The following is a 15,449-nucleotide window of genomic DNA, read 5'->3' as shown; positions in this document are numbered from 1 at the left end:
TTCATTCGCATTTGAGAGTAAAGCGCGTTTACAAACTATACACTTCGCAGCCGGATGTTCATCTGCAGCCCAGCGGAGCCGTTTTCGGCCCATATCTCGCCGCCCTGCATCAGTACCATGCTTCTCGCGATGGCGAGACCCAGCCCGAAACCGTCGCCCCCTGGGCGGGCCGTGCTGAGTCGGGCGAACGGAAGGAAGATGGCGTGCAACTGTTGCGGGGGAACGCCCGGACCCTGATCTGCGATGCACAGACGCCATTGCTCGGCCTCACGATGGGCCGTGAGGCAAATGGCGGCGCCCGCAGGGGAGTGCCGGATGGCGTTTCGCAGAATGTTCTCCATGGCTTGTGCCAGCGCGTTGAGGTTGCCAAGCACGCGGCAAGCGTCGGGCACCTCGGCTTGAATCCGTTCGCGCGGCCAGCCGGATTCAAAGCAGGCGTTTTCACACAGCAGGTCCCAGAGTGCCGGCACATTCACCGGTTCGCACTCGAAGCGCGGCTGCTCGCTGTCCAGCCAGGCGAATTGCAGGGTGTTGTCCACCAGTTGCTGCATGCAGAGCACTTCACGGTCGGTGCGGTTGCGCATGTCTTCGGCGCCTAGTTCGCTTTCGCAGGCGACCCTCAGCCGGCTGAGCGGCGTGCGCAGCTCATGGGACAGGTCACGCAGCAGCTGCTGTTGTTGGCCGATGGTGTCGCGCAAGCGTTGGGTCAGGTAATCCAGTGATCGTCCCAGTTCGCCGAGTTCGTCACTGCGACGGGCGATCGAGGGGGGAAGCAGAGTCTCGAGATGGTTGTCACGCGCCGCATTGGCCTGCCGGCGCAGGGCATCGAGCGGCGAAACCAGCAAGCGATAGAGCAGCCAGCAGAACACCATGGACAGCAACACCAACGGCACATATACCGCGGCGGTCGTGAGCAGGGCATGGTGGCGCCAGGGACGAAAGCGTTCCGGCAGCCGCATGATGAGTTGCGCGTCGACCTCCGGCATGGGGATGGAGATCAGCGGCAGCCCCTTGTTACGGCGGCTCATCGGCCACTCGACGTTGCGCACGAAGGTCAGCTGCTGCCGCTCCTGGGCGCTCAACTGTTGCCCACCGAGCGGCTGGAGTGTCGAGTCGACGACAACCATCCAGCTCGGCTCACTCTCGGCAACTGCTGCCAGCCACTGCGATAACTGGTCAGGCCCCTGTAGCAGGGCGGCCTGGGCCTGGTCGCCATAGCGGCCGAGCACCTCGAGGGCCTCCCGCGAGAGATAGGAGGTATTGTGGTCGATCTGTCGGCTAACGTAACCGCTGGCCCAGATCATGGCCAGGCAGAACCCCGCGACCAGCACTACCAGACGCCAGAACAATGAATGTCGGTTGGGCATCAGCAGCTTGGCCGGTCCAGTACATAGCCCTTGCCCCATACCGACTCCAGGCTGAGTGCAACGTGCTGGCGGGCGAGCTTGCGACGAATGTTGCTGATGTGCATGTCGAGGCTGCGATCGTGTTGCGAATAGCCCCGGCGCAAGGCTTGCTGGTAGAGGAAAGGTTTGCTCAGTACCTCGCCTGCCGTCTCATGCAGCACCCTGAGCAGGCGGTACTCAGTGGCAGTCAGTCCGATCCAACGGCCGCTGTAACGCAGGTCGCTGCGCTGGTCATCAAAATGCAACAGATCATCGTTTGCCGCCGCCGCCGCACTGCGCTCGCTACGCTCGTAGGCCACGCGGCGGAGTATGGCGGCGATACGCACCTGCAATTCTTCAATGCTGAACGGCTTGGGCAGGTAGTCGTCGGCGCCACTGTCGAATCCCTGGATGCGATGCGCTTCATTACCCAGTGCGGACATCATCAACACGGGTGTGCGTCGACGGGTTCGCAGTTCGGTCAGCAACTCCATCCCGCCGAGACCCGGCAACATCACGTCCAGCAGGATGAGGTCGTAATCGGTGTCGTGGGCCAGGGTCAATCCGGCTACACCCTCGTCAGCGAGGGTAACGCTGAAGCCGTGGCTCTCCAGCGAAGTCTTTAGATGCGCGCCGAGAACCGGGTCGTCCTCGATCGCCAGGATCTGCCGGGCGGTGGAAGCTGGCATGGCGGGTATCCGTGCAAATAAGAACGATTATAGATTGCGAGGGTGTAGGGACGGCAAGCTCGACGTTCAGGCGTACATGCAGGTGTTCGCAGCTGGGCTTCGCACGACAGGCTTGCTTGTTTTGCAGGCCATGCCGGAGTAGGGGGGGCCTGCAATTATTCGGAAACATGAGGGGCGCCGGCTTACCGGCGAAGCTGCCCGAGACGCACAAACAACCGAGCCGGCATTGCCGGCTCGGTTGTTTAGCGAGAGGGGTGACTATGAGGTAGCCACCCTAACGGCTAGATTACTGTTGTGTAACAGTCGCGATATTTGAGTTGCCCAACTGGGTGACGTATGCGGCGTCGTTATACCCAGACTGGGTCAGCGTCGCCACGTTATGGTCGCCGTCTTGAAGGACATAGGCATCGTTAAAGCTACCGCTTTGCTTGGAGATCAGCTGGTTTTCGTCGCCGTACTGATCGGCAGTCAGATCGTTGTCCCAGCCGGACTGGGCGATGTCCGCTACGTTTTTGTCGCCGCTTTGATAGAGATCGACGTTGCCATAGTCACCTGTCTGCTTCACTTCAGCTTCGTTGCGGTTGCCTTTTTGCGCAATGGTTGAATCGTTCCATGCGCCGCTCTGCGCCACATCCGCTTCGTTGCGGTTGCCTTTTTGATAAATGTTCGAGTCGTTGTCACTGCCGCTTTGCTTGACTTCAAGGGAGTTGTACTCGCCACCGTATTGCTCGGAGTACGAAGAGTTGTTGTAGCCTGCTTGAGTCACTGTGGCGGTTTGGTGGTTGTCCCACTGCTTGACGTCGACTTCGCCGTTCAGGCCGGCTTGAGTAACAGTGGCATCGTTGTGGTTGCCCTGTTGGAAAACGTACGAATCATCAGACGTACCGCTTTGCTTCACCGTGGCATCGTTGTGGTTGCCGTTTTGAGAAATGGCCGAGTCGTTGTATGCGCCGCTCTGCTTGACGAGCAAAACGTTCTTCACGCCACCCCACTGCTCCGAAACTGAATCGTTATCGTAGCCTGTCTGCGTCACTGTGGCAGTTTGGTGGTCGTTCCACTGCTTGACGACAGCATTGTGCTCTCCGCCGTTTTGATCGACCGTCGCGTTGTTCTTGGTCCCGTCCTGGTAGACGTACGAGGTGTTTTCCGAACGATACCAGGGAGACTTCTGGGTGGTGGTGGCGACGTTCTGCGTTCCGAATTGAACCACTTCGGAGTTTTGCTTAGGACCTTCTTGCGTAACTGTGGCCGTTTGCTTATCGCCTGATTGGTAGACCTTGGCGTCGCTGTTGTCAGCAAATGCTTGTGCAGCGGAAACGGCGAGAATGGCGGCGAACAGGGTGTTTAGCTTGAACATTTTGGTATCTCTCCATGGATTGCGTGATCGGTCGCCTGGCGTACCGATTTGCCCACCTGCGCAGTCACCCTTTCCCAGAAAACGGTTCCAGCAATACGTGCCGTTTGCCCTGGCAGCTGGTGCTCGTTTCGCATCCGTGCCTCCTTGGGTTGGGGTGTTGCGCTTGGGTGTAGATAAGGTAGTCCCGCCTGAAAATTTCCCAATAGGTCGAACGGTTGAAATCGCCGCAATGATGGCAATTAACTCCATGTATCTGGAAATTCCGTGCAAGCACATGACAACCGCCCGCGTCCATGACATGTCTATCGCTGACCTTCAGAGGCTAGCGCTGGACAATCTCAGCCGGCGAGCTTACAAAGACGCGCATCCACATCGGATGGCGTCACGCCTCCGACCGAATTGCTGCAGGTAGTAGAGCTGTGAGAAAGAAAAAGCCCGTGGATCCCATCCGCCAGGCAGAGAAGAATCGTGCGCACCGAGTCGGCTGGGTCATAGCCCTGGCCGGTATCGCAGTGGGTTTCGCGATGGTGCTGGCGAAGCAGATGTGATCCGGGTGTGCCTGTAGAAGGCTGTCGCTATCTGCTCACGGCTATGCAGCGGTAGCGCCGCTGCCATTATCGAGGGTGGCGACGAACCGGCGTTTCGGTCATCAAGAGCAGCAGCGGTAGTGGCCTGGCCACTTCTGGCCGCTCAGGCGTCTGGTCAACGGTGTAGGCATTACCGGCAATGCCGATGACGATGACCAGCAAAAGCAGCGCCCACATCCGCAGCGGAACCCGCCGAGCGTATGCCCGCAGGATTTCCGTTCCGTTGATGACGTGCTTCGCCTGACCGATGCTTTCTGCGTACGTAGCATGGGGCTGCGGGGTAACGTTATCGTTCGGCACCTGTTCGATCCTTGAGTCATGGCGCTTCATGTAGAAAGCCCGCGATCAGCGAGGCCCAGGTGAGGGTTGAACCGTTACAACGGCAGGTTGCTGTTGAACGAAATGCTCCGAATTGCTGGCGCAGCTTGCCGTGCGGGCGGCTGGATTGGAAGCCCTTTGGCAGATCGCAGCTTGTCTCTCCGGATCGCTCGGTCGGGCGAGGCGGGGTGAGGTGCGGGATGGCTGGCCAAGAGAGGACGCGGGGCTTCCGTTGGGTGCCAGATGAATCATGAGTAGTTCGATGATGTGTCCCCACGTCACGCATGGGGACACCGGGCTGACAGCGCCTGTCAGGCGAACACGAAATACTTGCGGACTGTTTCGACCACTTCCCAGGTGCCGGTCATGCCTGGCTCCACCACGAAGATATCGCCGGCCTTGAGATGGATGGGCTCCATGCCGTCCGGAGTGATGATGCAGTAGCCTTCCTGGAAATGGCAGTACTCCCATTTGACGTATTCCACTCGCCACTTGCCAGGCGTGCAGATCCAGGTACCCATGATCTTGCTGCCGTCATCGGATGTGTAGGCGTTGAGGTTGACGGTATGCGGGTCGCCTTCTATGCGCTCCCATTTGCAGGCATCGACGACGGGCATGGGCTGTGTATCGCGCAGTACGGTGATCGGTTTGTTGGCCATGGGCGCTCCGGATCGGTGGGGTAGGCCGCCCACCATAGAGCGTCGCTGTGTTGGCCAGTTGTCTGGGGTCGACGCCTTGATATCCGTCTGCGCTTCCACGAGAGCTCTCACGCAGATATCCGCGGCAGGATGGGTGCTGTTTTTCGCGATTCTCATCCATACAGAGCATGCAGTTGCCGTCCGCACGAGCGACTGCGGCAGCAAGCTCCAGCCATTATGCTGGTGGCGATCGATTGGATCAGAGTGGGTGTCGCCGGCGGTGACATAGGTTGGTTGGTCCTTTTCGGTTGGCTGCCGGCTTTATGAGGGTGATACAGATTCGCATTTACGAACGGTTTAATCTGGTCCTATAATCCGCGACCTTACTTTGATGGGGCCTGTTCGTGGGCGTTCTTGAACTCCTCCGTTCCGTCACTTTCGTGCCGCTCATCGACCAGTTCACCAGCCTTTTCGACCTTAATGGCCGGCTGGGCGTGCTGTTTCTTTGCGTCTCCTATGCCGTGGCCTATGGCCTGTTCCGCTACCGGAAACAGCACGGGCTGACCGATGCGGGCTCGTTCTGGCAGTTCATCGGCGGCGGCGCGGTGCACTTGCACCCCTCGGCATTGCTGGATTATCGCTACTACCTGGTGCGCGGCATCCTCAAGGTGGCATTGGTGATCCCACTCGTTGGCCTGGTGGATCCACACATTCTGCGCGCGGGCGACTATATCGGCTTCTTTACCAATCTCTGGGGCGCCAGGCCGCAGCTCGGGCAAACGCTGTCTCTGTCGTTGCTATACGGCCTGGGTGTTTTCCTGATCAGTGATTTCACCCACTACTGGGTGCACCGCGCCTTTCATTGCCGCTGGCTGTGGGAGTTTCACAAGGTCCATCATTCCGCGCCTGTCATGGTGCCAGTGACCGCCAGCCGCGTGCATTTTCTGGAGAAGGTCGTTGGCAAGCTGGTCGATCTCACTTTTCTCGGGGCGTATGCCGGCGTGTTCTGGTACGCCTGTGGCGGGGAGATCAGCCGTTACACGCTGTTCGGCGTGACCTATCTGGTCTTCATTTTCAATGCGTTGGCCGCCAACCTGCGCCACAGCCATGTCTGGCTGTCGTTCGGGCCGCGAATAGAGCACCTGCTGAACAGTCCGGCGCAGCACCAGATCCACCACAGTGATGCGCCGAGACACTTTCACAAGAACTTCGGTACCAACCTGTCCATCTGGGACTGGATGTTCGGCACGCTCTATGTCACCACCACCAAGCCGGAAGACATCCGCTTCGGCACTGCCGAGCAGGATTCGCACCGCTACCTGACGGTCTACAGCCTGATCGTCACGCCGTTCGTGGATAGCGCACGCAAGCTGTTGCCGCTGAAGAGACCGCATCCGGGATCGGCAGGGGCGCCCGAGGCATGAAGGCAGCGGCTCAATAAGGTTTGCGCGCCGCTCCAAAGCCTGGGCCGGAGCGGGTGTTGTTGCCCTTGGCCAGCCTGTCATAGAGCACCACATTCACCGTGGCCGCGAGATTCATGCAACCGTCGGTGGGGATGTAGACCACGTCCTCGCACCAGTCCCGGATTTCCTTGCTCAGTGACCCATCCTCCGCACCGAAGATGTACAGCGCACGGTCGGGATGGGTGTATTCGGGCAGGGCGCGCGCGCCCTCGACCAGTTCCACAGCCACCGGCACGCAACCAAGCGGCAGGATCTTGCGCAGGTCATCGATATTGATCAGCGGAATGTCCTGATGAATCTTCTTGGTGTCGGTGACGAAATCCCTGGCACGGTCATAGCGGGTGCCGGTGTAGAACACCGAGGCGGCGCCGTAGCAGCCCGCCGCGCGCATGATTGCGCCGACGTTGGACGGTGACTTGGGGTTGCTCAGGCCGATGCAGGCGTATCGTTTGTTGCTCACAAGGAAGGACTCGGACGGAAAACGCGCGAGTATAGGGGCCGCGCTGCCGGTTCGCCCCGGACATTATTCTCAGCGCAATCGCTACGGTCGTGGCTTCGGTAGTCGGTAGGGGCGGTCTGCCGCGATTGGCCCATTGGTCCGCTGTGCGGAAACGGCAGCCCTGATCAGGCCGCCGTCACGGACAAGGCGCTCAGCCCTTGTTCGGCTTTGCCAGATTCCGCAGGACGTCCGCCAGCGTTCCCACATTGTCATGCACGACTACATGGAACCGGTTGGACTCAAGGTAGGCGCGCCAGTCGGCTTCGGACATGACCAGGGGCTGATCGATGTCTCGTGAGAGCTTCGCCAGGCGTTCCCGGGCCTGCTTGAGCTTGTCGGGGTCGGCGCTCCAACCATAGTTGTTGCCCGCCTGCTCCATGGAGTCGAGCAGGTTGCTGGTGCTCTGGCGCAGGTCGCGCAGTTGTTCCAGCACGTTGCTGCCGATCAGCACCTGGATGCCCTGGGTATGCCAGTTTTCGTTCAGGATGTCGGAGACCTGATCCAGATAACTGCCGAGGTTCTTGATTTGCTCGGTGACGGTTACGCTGTAATCCGGGCTGCCCATCCAGTCGAGCCATTCCTCATCGGTGACTTCAGCCTTTGCGTCCAGCACACCCTCCATTTGCCGCAGCTGCTCGTCGAGCTGGCGCAGTTTCTTCTCCTGCTGTTCCCAATTGCCCAGGCCCAGTCCTTCTTCAGCGCCAAGCAGCGCGCCAATGAATTCCGACGTGGACTCGCGGACATCATCGACTGCGTCCACCACGTTATGGCCGACCGAGATGGTCTGCATCCCGGTCGGCGATTGTCCTGCTTGATCCTGGCCGTTCTGCTGGGCTATGGCCGCTGCGGGCATTCCCATCGCGAGGGACGCGGCCAGTACGGTTGCCGATAGGGAAGCCGATTGTTTGAATTTCACTAGTAGTTCCTCCGTTCTGCGGTTGGCGGGGTACGAATTACGAGGTGCCTATCGGTTTGGGCGTGCCATCGGCGCCACAGTTCCTTCTTAAAAGCTCGCTGCCCGAGGGGGCTTGCCCGTTATTCAGGAATCGGCATCGGATGGTTTGGAAGCTCCCGGCAGAAGGGAGAGACGAGCGGTGCCAGGACCGAGTCTTCGATGGCAAACGGTGCGGCCGCCCTCGCTGCGCAGCCTCCGTCGGGAGACTCGCTCACTTTTCGCGACGTCGGTCGTTTCTGCAGATATGATGCGCGCCCCTCCAACGCTCCATAGCCAGCCCGTCAGGTCACCATGCCCGGTAACGCGCTCTATACCGACTTGTCGGCTTACTACGATCTCATGTGCGCCGATATCGACTACGGCGCACAAAGCCGCTGCATCCAACGGCTGCAGCAGTTGTTCGGTAACGCCGGGAACAGGCATCTGGATCTTGCCTGCGGGACCGGGCCGCACGTGCGGCACTTCATCGATGCCGGCTTCGAGAGCAGCGGACTCGACATCAACCAGCCCATGTTGGACAGAGCGGCCGTTCGCTGCCCGGAAGCGCACTTCTCCCGGCAGGACATGTGTGGTTTCAGGGTGAGCCAACCGGTCGACCTGATTACCTGTTTCCTGTACTCGATCCACTACAGCGCCAGCGTGGAGCGGTTGAAAAACTGCATTGCCAGTGTGCACGGTGCACTAGCGGTAGGCGGACTCTTCTGCTTCAACGCCGTCGACAAGCACTGCATCGACAACCGCTCCTTTGTCTCCCACTCCGCAAGCCACGCGGATGGGCTGTTCAGCTTCAGATCCGCTTGGTACTACGCGGGCGCTGGCGAGCGCCAGTCGCTGAGGTTGCGTATCGAGAGGACCGTCGACGGGCAAAGCCAGATCTGGCACGACGAGCACGCCATGGTGGCGGTGAGCTTTGCTGAGCTGACCGAGCTGCTGGCGCCACACTTCGACGTCCATGTGCTCGAGCATGATTACGAGCGGATCCTTCCACGCAACAGCGCATCCGGGAATGCGCTGTTGGCCTGCGTCAAACGCTGATGGTCCGGGGTCGACGCGGTCCTGCCGCCGGGAGCGGGGTGGCCATTCCGGGCGGACTGGCGCCCCGCTGAGGCATTCGACGCGCGTGACGTCTGAGCCTGTGATGCCGGGCGCCTCGCTCGACCATGGAGATAACGCCCTCGAGCGCTATTGCGTACGGAACCGCCCGACCAGCTGCCGGAGTGCGCTGCTGAGTTGACGCTGTTCCTGGGAGTAGCTTTCGACTTCCGCAGCCTGGGTGGACACCTGTGCAACCGCGTCGCTGATGGCGACCACGTTGCGGTTGATATCCTCGGTCACCAAGTGTTGTTCCTCGGTAGCGGCGGCGACTTGCGTTGTCATGTCGCGGATCGTCTGGACGGCGTTCTCGATCTCTTCGAACGCCCCCATGACGTCGCCGGCCAGCTCGATGGCCTTGCTCGATTCGGTCAGGCTGTGATCCATGCTCGCTGTCACCTCGCTGATGCGGCTGACCAGCAGATGGAGGATCTTGTTGATCTCACCGGTTGAATCCTGGGTGCGCCTGGCCAGATTGCGCACCTCGTCAGCCACTACGGCGAAGCCGCGTCCCTGCTCCCCGGCACGCGCCGCTTCGATGGCCGCGTTGAGGGCCAGCAGGTTGGTCTGTTCAGCGATCTGCTGGATGCTCGACAGGATGGTGTTGATGCTCACCGTTTCGCGTTCGAGCTCTCGGATTACATTGCTCGAGCCCTGAATGCTGGCGCCAAGGTCGTTCACCCCTGCGGTACTGCGGGCGATCACCTCCTTGCCATTGCGCGTCGCATCCAGGCCCTGCGCGGAGACTTCAGCGGTTCGAACGCAGTTGTGCGCCACCTCGTTGGCTGCCGAGGCCATCTCGGTCACTGCTGTGACGATCTGGTCTACCGCGCTGGTCTGGCGCTGCAAGCTGTCCGACATGGCGGTGGTGCGCTCGTTGGTCTGGCTGGAAACGCTGTCGATGCTGATGGCGTTTTCCTTGATGACGGTGATCATCGATTGCGTCGATTCAATGAACTGGTTGAACCACTTGGCCAGTTCGCCGGTTTCGTCGCGCGCCAGCACGGGCAGCCGATGAGTCAGGTCACCTTCGCCCTGGGCGATGGTGCGCAGACCGTCCTTGACCAGGTTGATCGGGGTGACGATGCGGTTGGCAAATATCGCCCCGGCGACACCGAACAGCACCACCAGTACGGCACAGGCGACCAGCGTCAACCACGCCAGCCTGTGGGCGCCGGCCAGGATTTCGTCGACCTGCATGAAGCCGATGAATTTCCAGCCCAGGGTCGGCGAGGTGAAGACGTTGGCCAGGTAGTCGACGCCATCGATATTCACCTCGATTACACCGTTCTCGGTTTGCTTGATCGTCGAGAAGTAGTCTCCCGACAGCTCGTCGAGCTTCTTGAAATTGTTCTTGGGCTGGTGGCCGTCGACCAGCAAGGTGCCGCTGCCTTCCACCAGCATGAAGAAGCCGGTCTCGCCAAAGCGGATTTTCTGCACCATGTCGGTCAGCGCCTTGAGCGACACGTCGGTCGCCACAACCCCGGCGAACTGGCCCGCCTTGTCCTTGAAGGCCTTGATCACCGATACGTAGACGGCGTCGTCCGGCTCCCAGTAATAGCCGTCCAGGCGCGTCAGCTGGAAGTTGGCGTCCTTGCCCAGGGTAAACCAGGGGCGCCCGCGCGGGTCCCAGTCACCGTAGTCGCCGGTGCCTGGCCATTCAACGTAGCCTCCTTTGGTATCGCCCATGTAGACGTAGCCAAAGTTCGGGTTGTTGTTACCGATACCGGAGAAGTAATCGAAGATGTCTTTTTCGCGGCCGCCATTGGCCGTGGCGACCGCGCCCGGTTTGCGGGGCGAGCCGGAATAGACGGTCAGCTCGCCGCTATCGGTGTTCCGGACGGCGGCGTAATCGGCCATCGCCGACACGGTGTGGTTGACCGACTCGAACAGGGTCACAAAGGTGTTGTTCACCAGTTTGACGTCCAGGCTGCTGTTCTCCTCGAACCGGACCTTGGCTTCCTCGGTCACGTTGCGGATGGTGAACAGCGCCACGACCAGCACCGGGACAAGGGTCGCGACCAGAAAGCTTGCCAGCAACTTGTGTTTTATCTTCATTGTTCAAAGGCCTCTGGCCAGTTCATCAAGACGTCCACGCCCACCTGCGTTTCGTTCTTCGGGGAACCCTCGCGCAATCCGATGCGCTTCGCGGCCACGTATGCCTGAAATCGAACACAGGCGAGTGGTGCCTAAAGGCTATCGGCGGACAATGAGCGTGGCTTGAGCCTCGGCACTTGCGATTTGTGTAGCCGGTGCGGTGCAAGGCGCAGGCGTCTTCGACGCCCGATGATCCGCTCGTCAGCGAACCGATCGGGCGCGCCGGCTGGCACAACAGGCAGCGCAATAAGCCGCTGAATGACGCGCCTGTGGCGGCGCTACCCGAGCGGCCTTTAGCGCTGCGCAGCGTCTGGCTTTTTCCTGCGAGATCGCGGTGGTTTCGGAGCGGGCAGGACCCTGGCGGTTTCGAGCACTAGGCGGCGCAGCGCGTCGGGGTCATCGAGCAGCTCGTCCGCCACGGGATAATCCTTCGCGCCTGGGTAGGGCGGGCGTTGGGGCAACTCTGGCGCACGTGATTTGCCGCCTGGGAAGGTTTGATGAAAAGGCTGTTGTCGCAGATGAGGGCTACCACCTTCGCATCCAGATAAACCGCGTACTCGCCGAACATCTTTCGGTACGTTAGTCGGCTTCCCAGGCCGATCTGCTCCGCCACGTAGTCCACGAACTCTTTGTCGCTGGCCATCGGTACCTTCCGCCGTCTGCTGGGGTGGGCTCGGATGACGCGCGCTTAGCGTGACGCTGAACGCAGCCCCTGAAAAAGGGGCTGCACGATTGTCGATGAGGTTCATCCGAGCCCGGTGAGGCCTAGCACCCATTTGCCAGGCACGAGGCGCCTGGATACGACCAGATTTGCGGCTCGGCTGCACTCCCCACAGCAGAATAGTAGCCGTTCGCACAGAGGATCAGTGTAGGCGGGTGGCCGAAGCGCGAGACTGGGCTGATGTCGCTTAGGTAGTCCTCCACCGTCTGCAAGACCTGGCTTTTCATCGATGCCGGTGGCGTGGTGTCCAGGGGGGTGAGGGTGAACATGGTCGGGCTCCGGGCGGTCTTCGAGGCGGCATTACTCCGGGCAAGCCTGGCGCGCGCGGCGGCAGACGTCGCGCGCGCGAGCGCCGCCAGCGTGCTGCCTATCAGCTTCATAGGCAAATTTGTTGATTGGCGATTCCTGGACCTTGATTGTTCGAGATGATTCATGATCGCGACGCATTCCATGGCTGTTGGATGTTTTTTGCGGCAAGAAATCGAAATACATCCTTCCTGGCTGTGGCATGCGGGGATGCTAGCTTTCATGCAACGGCGTCTGACCGCCGATGATAACCACTTACCTGAGGAGCAGAATATGAGCGCTGAATCTGGAGAAAAAACAGGCGGTGTGTGCCCATTCGGTCATGGTGCTGGCGCGCCTCGTAAACGTCCGGGTAACCGGGACTGGTGGCCCGAAGCCCTGAGCCTTACGTCACTCAACCAGCACTCGCCCCGCTCCAATCCATACGGCGGGGATTTCGACTACGGCGCCGAATTCAGTTCGCTCGACCTCGATGCGGTGATCGCCGATCTGCACGCCCTGATGACCGACTCGCAGGAGTGGTGGCCAGCAGACTTCGGCCACTACGGCGGGCTGTTCATTCGACTGGCCTGGCACAGCGCCGGCACCTACCGGATCACCGATGGCCGTGGCGGTGCCGGCGGCGGTCAGCAGCGCTTCGCCCCGCTCAACAGCTGGCCGGATAACGCAGCGCTCGACAAGGCCCGGCGGCTGCTGTGGCCGATCAAGCAGAAATATGGCCGCAAGCTGTCCTGGGCTGACCTGTACGTGCTTACCGGGAACGTCGCGCTCGAATCCATGGGCCTCAAGACCTTTGGCTTCGCGGGCGGTCGCGCCGATACCTGGGAGCCGGAAGAGTTGTACTGGGGCCCCGAAGGTACCTGGCTAGGCGACGAGCGCTACAGCGGCGAGCGGCAGCTGCATCCGGGCCTGGGCGCGGTGCAGATGGGCCTGATCTATGTGAACCCGGAAGGCCCGAACGGCAATCCGGACCCCAAGGCGTCGGCAATCGATATCCGCGAGACCTTCGGGCGCATGGCAATGAACGATTACGAAACCGTGGCGCTGATCGCTGGCGGTCACACCTTCGGCAAGACTCACGGCGCCGGCGATCCCTCGCTGATGGGGCCGGAGCCCGAAGGCGCTGTCATCGAAGATCAGGGACTGGGCTGGCGCAGCCGGTACAAGAGCGGCGTGGGCGCCGATGCCATCACCTCGGGCCTTGAAGTGATCTGGAGCCAGACCCCGACGAGGTGGTCGAACTACTTCTTCGAAAACCTCTTCAACTTCGAATGGGAGCTGACCAAGAGCCCTGCCGGCGCCCATCAGTGGCAAGCCAAGGATGTCGGGGAAATCATTCCCGACCCCTTCGACCCCAGCAAGAAGCGCAAGCCGACCATGCTCACCTCGGACCTGGCGCTGCGCTTCGATCCGGAGTACGAAAAGATCTCGCGGCACTTCCTGGAAAACCCGGACGAATTCGCCGATGCCTTCGCCCGCGCCTGGTACAAGTTGACCCACCGCGACATGGGCCCGATCGGCCGCTACCTCGGACCACTGGTGCCGAAGGAAACCCTGATCTGGCAGGACCCCATCCCCGAGTGCGACCACCCGCTGATCGACGACGCCGACATCGCCGCGCTCAAGCAAAAGCTGCTGGGCATGGGCTTTTCTGTCTCGGAGCTGGTCTCTGTGGCCTGGGCCTCGGCATCCACCTTCCGCGGCTCGGACAAGCGTGGCGGTGCCAACGGCGCGCGTATCCGCTTCGCCCCGCAAAAGGATTGGGAAGAAAACAACCCGGCCTTGCTGGCCCGCGTGCTGCAGAAGCTGACTGACGTCCAGAGCGAATTCAACGGCTCGGCAACCGGCGGCAAGAAGGTCTCCATGGCCGACCTCATCGTGCTGGCCGGCTGTGCCGCGGTCGAAAAAGCGGCCCAGGACGGCGGCGTCCCCATCAAGGTGCCCTTTACGCCGGGACGGATGGATGCACTGGAGGAGTGGACCGACACCGAGTCGTTCCAGGCGCTGCGCCCCGTGGCGGACGGCTTCCGTAACCATTACTACGAAGCCCACTTCATGGCGCCCGAGGAAGCGCTGGTCGACAAGGCGCACCTGCTGCGCCTCAGCGCGCCGGAAATGACAGCGCTGGTCGGCGGCATGCGGGTGCTGGGTACCAATGTCGATGGTGGGAAGGAGGGCGTATTCACCGATCGCGTGGGTACGCTGTCCAACGACTTCTTCGTCAACCTGCTGGACATGGGCAACGAGTGGGTCGCGACCGAGCACAAGAACCGCTTTCAGGGGCTCAATCGCAAGACCCGCCAGCCGACCTGGACTGCCACCCGCGTGGACCTGATCTTCGGTGCGCAATCGGAGCTGCGTGCCCAGGCGGAGGTCTACGGCATGGCCGACGGCAACGAGAAGTTCGTGCAGGACTTCGTAGCGGCCTGGGACAAGGTCATGAACGCGGACCGCATCGATATGGGTACGGCCGAAGATAAGTTCAGTCAGAAACTCTCCGCCTAGGCCTGGCGGCGGCGCTCCCGGGCGCCGCCGACGCCCCGCAAACCCCCTTTCGTGATCCTGCCGTTCAGGCGCTGCTCACTGATCGGCGGCCGCCATCTGATGTCGCTGACTCCAGGGTTCGTCTCGATCTGCTAATGCAAGCGCGTTGCTGACGACCGCTGAACCACCTCGTTTGCCTGTTGTGCCAGCTCATCAAGCAGGCAATCACGCAAATCCTCGGCGTGGCTCATGGCTTCTGCACCGTGCTGCTTGACCAGATAGGCATGGATCTGCCGGACCTCTTCCGACTGGAAGATTGGCTCCAGATCCTGCACCGCTAAGGTACCGTCTGACACCCGGCTGCGTGTGTTCATCACGACTTGCGGGCCGCGGGCCACCAGCGGCAAAAAGCCCAACAGCTCGAAGTACGACACCTTGCTGGCCACGCAAGCCACCTCGGCATGGGAATACCGCGCCATCATCCCCTCGACCATGGCCCGCCCAATGCCCTGCCGGCGATGGGATTCCTGCACGGCCAGATACAACAGGGAACAGGCTTCGGGGTCATCCACATACGGCAAATACAGCGCGAAGCCGAGCAGCTCGGCCGGGTCGTCTGCATCCAGCGCCATGATCAATTCAGGCTTGCCCGCCTGCGCTCCGTCCATGCTGTCCAGATAGCGATGCACCTCGAAACCCACCACGTACTGGTACAGCTGATACAGGGGATTGCTCGGCATGAGCGAGACCGGGCTGATATCGCCGAGATAATCCACCACCATCTGCAGCACCTGGCTTTTCATCGATTCCGGCGGTGGGGTGTTCAGATGGCTGAGGGTGAACATAAGGGGGAGGGGC

Annotated in this window: 14 protein-coding genes; 3 read left to right on the top strand and 11 right to left on the bottom strand. The window is 61.0% G+C overall.

Features of this window, described 5'->3' with window-relative positions; translation table 11 throughout:
- Positions 1-35 precede the first annotated feature (35 nt).
- From AC4LFW_RS10980 to AC4LFW_RS10960, 5 genes are all read right to left on the bottom strand, one after another.
- The gene (locus AC4LFW_RS10980) at positions 36-1,406 is read right to left on the bottom strand and encodes a HAMP domain-containing sensor histidine kinase (protein WP_491819106.1); all 1,371 of its coding nucleotides are present in this window, start codon (positions 1,404-1,406) and stop codon (positions 36-38) included.
- The gene (locus tag AC4LFW_RS10975) at positions 1,367-2,074 is read right to left on the bottom strand and encodes a response regulator transcription factor (protein WP_491819104.1); all 708 of its coding nucleotides are present in this window, start codon (positions 2,072-2,074) and stop codon (positions 1,367-1,369) included. Before AC4LFW_RS10975 ends, AC4LFW_RS10980 begins: the two co-directional genes overlap by 40 nt.
- 286 nt (positions 2,075-2,360) lie before the next feature.
- Positions 2,361-3,431 carry a hypothetical protein gene (locus AC4LFW_RS10970; protein ID WP_491819102.1) on the bottom strand — a complete coding sequence of 357 codons (1,071 nt, stop codon included), beginning with the start codon at positions 3,429-3,431 and terminating at the stop codon, positions 2,361-2,363.
- A gap of 614 nt (positions 3,432-4,045) precedes the next feature.
- On the bottom strand, positions 4,046-4,318 hold the full coding sequence (locus AC4LFW_RS10965; RefSeq protein WP_491819101.1) for a hypothetical protein: 273 nt from the start codon (positions 4,316-4,318) through the stop codon (positions 4,046-4,048).
- A gap of 329 nt (positions 4,319-4,647) precedes the next feature.
- Positions 4,648-4,995: a cupin domain-containing protein gene (locus tag AC4LFW_RS10960; RefSeq protein WP_491819099.1), complete on the bottom strand. Its 348-nt coding sequence runs from the start codon at positions 4,993-4,995 to the stop codon at positions 4,648-4,650.
- A 383-nt stretch (positions 4,996-5,378) separates the two neighbouring features.
- On the opposite strand from AC4LFW_RS10960, the gene AC4LFW_RS10955 reads away from it, so the two are divergent.
- A complete protein-coding gene (locus AC4LFW_RS10955; protein ID WP_491819097.1) occupies positions 5,379-6,398 on the top strand; it encodes a sterol desaturase family protein in 1,020 nt (339 codons plus the stop codon).
- A 10-nt stretch (positions 6,399-6,408) separates the two neighbouring features.
- On the opposite strand, the gene AC4LFW_RS10950 is transcribed toward AC4LFW_RS10955, so the two are convergent.
- Both AC4LFW_RS10950 and AC4LFW_RS10945 read right to left on the bottom strand, forming a co-directional pair.
- Complete coding sequence (locus tag AC4LFW_RS10950) at positions 6,409-6,897, bottom strand: RNA methyltransferase (RefSeq protein ID WP_491819095.1); 489 nt, start codon at positions 6,895-6,897, stop codon at positions 6,409-6,411.
- 190 nt (positions 6,898-7,087) lie between these two features.
- Positions 7,088-7,852: a hypothetical protein gene (locus tag AC4LFW_RS10945; protein ID WP_491819093.1), complete on the bottom strand. Its 765-nt coding sequence runs from the start codon at positions 7,850-7,852 to the stop codon at positions 7,088-7,090.
- Positions 7,853-8,182: 330 nt separating this feature from the next.
- Between AC4LFW_RS10945 and AC4LFW_RS10940 the strand changes: the two genes are divergently transcribed.
- Positions 8,183-8,926, top strand: coding sequence for a class I SAM-dependent DNA methyltransferase (locus AC4LFW_RS10940; RefSeq protein ID WP_491819091.1), 744 nt, complete (start codon positions 8,183-8,185; stop codon positions 8,924-8,926).
- 147 nt (positions 8,927-9,073) lie between these two features.
- On the opposite strand, the gene AC4LFW_RS10935 is transcribed toward AC4LFW_RS10940, so the two are convergent.
- From AC4LFW_RS10935 to AC4LFW_RS10925, 3 genes are all read right to left on the bottom strand, one after another.
- A complete protein-coding gene (locus AC4LFW_RS10935) occupies positions 9,074-11,041 on the bottom strand; it encodes a methyl-accepting chemotaxis protein (RefSeq protein WP_491819090.1) in 1,968 nt (655 codons plus the stop codon).
- 412 nt (positions 11,042-11,453) lie between these two features.
- On the bottom strand, positions 11,454-11,723 hold the full coding sequence (locus tag AC4LFW_RS10930) for a TfoX/Sxy family protein (protein WP_491819089.1): 270 nt from the start codon (positions 11,721-11,723) through the stop codon (positions 11,454-11,456).
- A 122-nt stretch (positions 11,724-11,845) separates the two neighbouring features.
- Positions 11,846-12,331 carry a hypothetical protein gene (locus AC4LFW_RS10925; protein ID WP_491819087.1) on the bottom strand — a complete coding sequence of 162 codons (486 nt, stop codon included), beginning with the start codon at positions 12,329-12,331 and terminating at the stop codon, positions 11,846-11,848.
- A gap of 49 nt (positions 12,332-12,380) precedes the next feature.
- Here AC4LFW_RS10925 and katG point away from each other — a divergent pair, with 49 nt between their 5' ends.
- Positions 12,381-14,612, top strand: a complete 2,232-nt coding sequence (katG, locus tag AC4LFW_RS10920; protein ID WP_491819085.1) for a catalase/peroxidase HPI — start codon at positions 12,381-12,383, stop codon at positions 14,610-14,612.
- A gap of 131 nt (positions 14,613-14,743) precedes the next feature.
- Here the strand turns inward: katG and AC4LFW_RS10915 are convergent, their stop codons facing one another.
- On the bottom strand, positions 14,744-15,436 hold the full coding sequence (locus AC4LFW_RS10915) for a GNAT family N-acetyltransferase (protein ID WP_491819083.1): 693 nt from the start codon (positions 15,434-15,436) through the stop codon (positions 14,744-14,746).
- Positions 15,437-15,449 lie beyond the last annotated feature (13 nt).

Source organism: Stutzerimonas sp. C6.4V, assembly GCF_058536345.1.
Note: the sequence above shows the minus strand (reverse complement) of the source record. Positions and strands in the feature narration are given on the sequence as shown.

Bases quoted from the DNA above. Each gene is read 5' to 3' on its own strand.
- AC4LFW_RS10925 (WP_491819087.1), bottom strand. From the start codon at position 12,331: ATGAAAGCTAGCATCCCCGCATGCCACAGCCAGGAAGGATGTATTTCG.
- AC4LFW_RS10970 (WP_491819102.1), bottom strand. From the start codon at position 3,431: ATGTTCAAGCTAAACACCCTGTTCGCCGCCATTCTCGCCGTTTCCGCT.
- AC4LFW_RS10930 (WP_491819089.1), bottom strand. From the start codon at position 11,723: ATGGCCAGCGACAAAGAGTTCGTGGACTACGTGGCGGAGCAGATCGGC.
- AC4LFW_RS10915 (WP_491819083.1), bottom strand. From the start codon at position 15,436: ATGTTCACCCTCAGCCATCTGAACACCCCACCGCCGGAATCGATGAAA.
- AC4LFW_RS10960 (WP_491819099.1), bottom strand. From the start codon at position 4,995: ATGGCCAACAAACCGATCACCGTACTGCGCGATACACAGCCCATGCCC.
- AC4LFW_RS10975 (WP_491819104.1), bottom strand. From the start codon at position 2,074: ATGCCAGCTTCCACCGCCCGGCAGATCCTGGCGATCGAGGACGACCCG.
- AC4LFW_RS10935 (WP_491819090.1), bottom strand. From the start codon at position 11,041: ATGAAGATAAAACACAAGTTGCTGGCAAGCTTTCTGGTCGCGACCCTT.
- katG (WP_491819085.1), top strand. From the start codon at position 12,381: ATGAGCGCTGAATCTGGAGAAAAAACAGGCGGTGTGTGCCCATTCGGT.
- AC4LFW_RS10940 (WP_491819091.1), top strand. From the start codon at position 8,183: ATGCCCGGTAACGCGCTCTATACCGACTTGTCGGCTTACTACGATCTC.
- AC4LFW_RS10980 (WP_491819106.1), bottom strand. From the start codon at position 1,406: ATGGGGCAAGGGCTATGTACTGGACCGGCCAAGCTGCTGATGCCCAAC.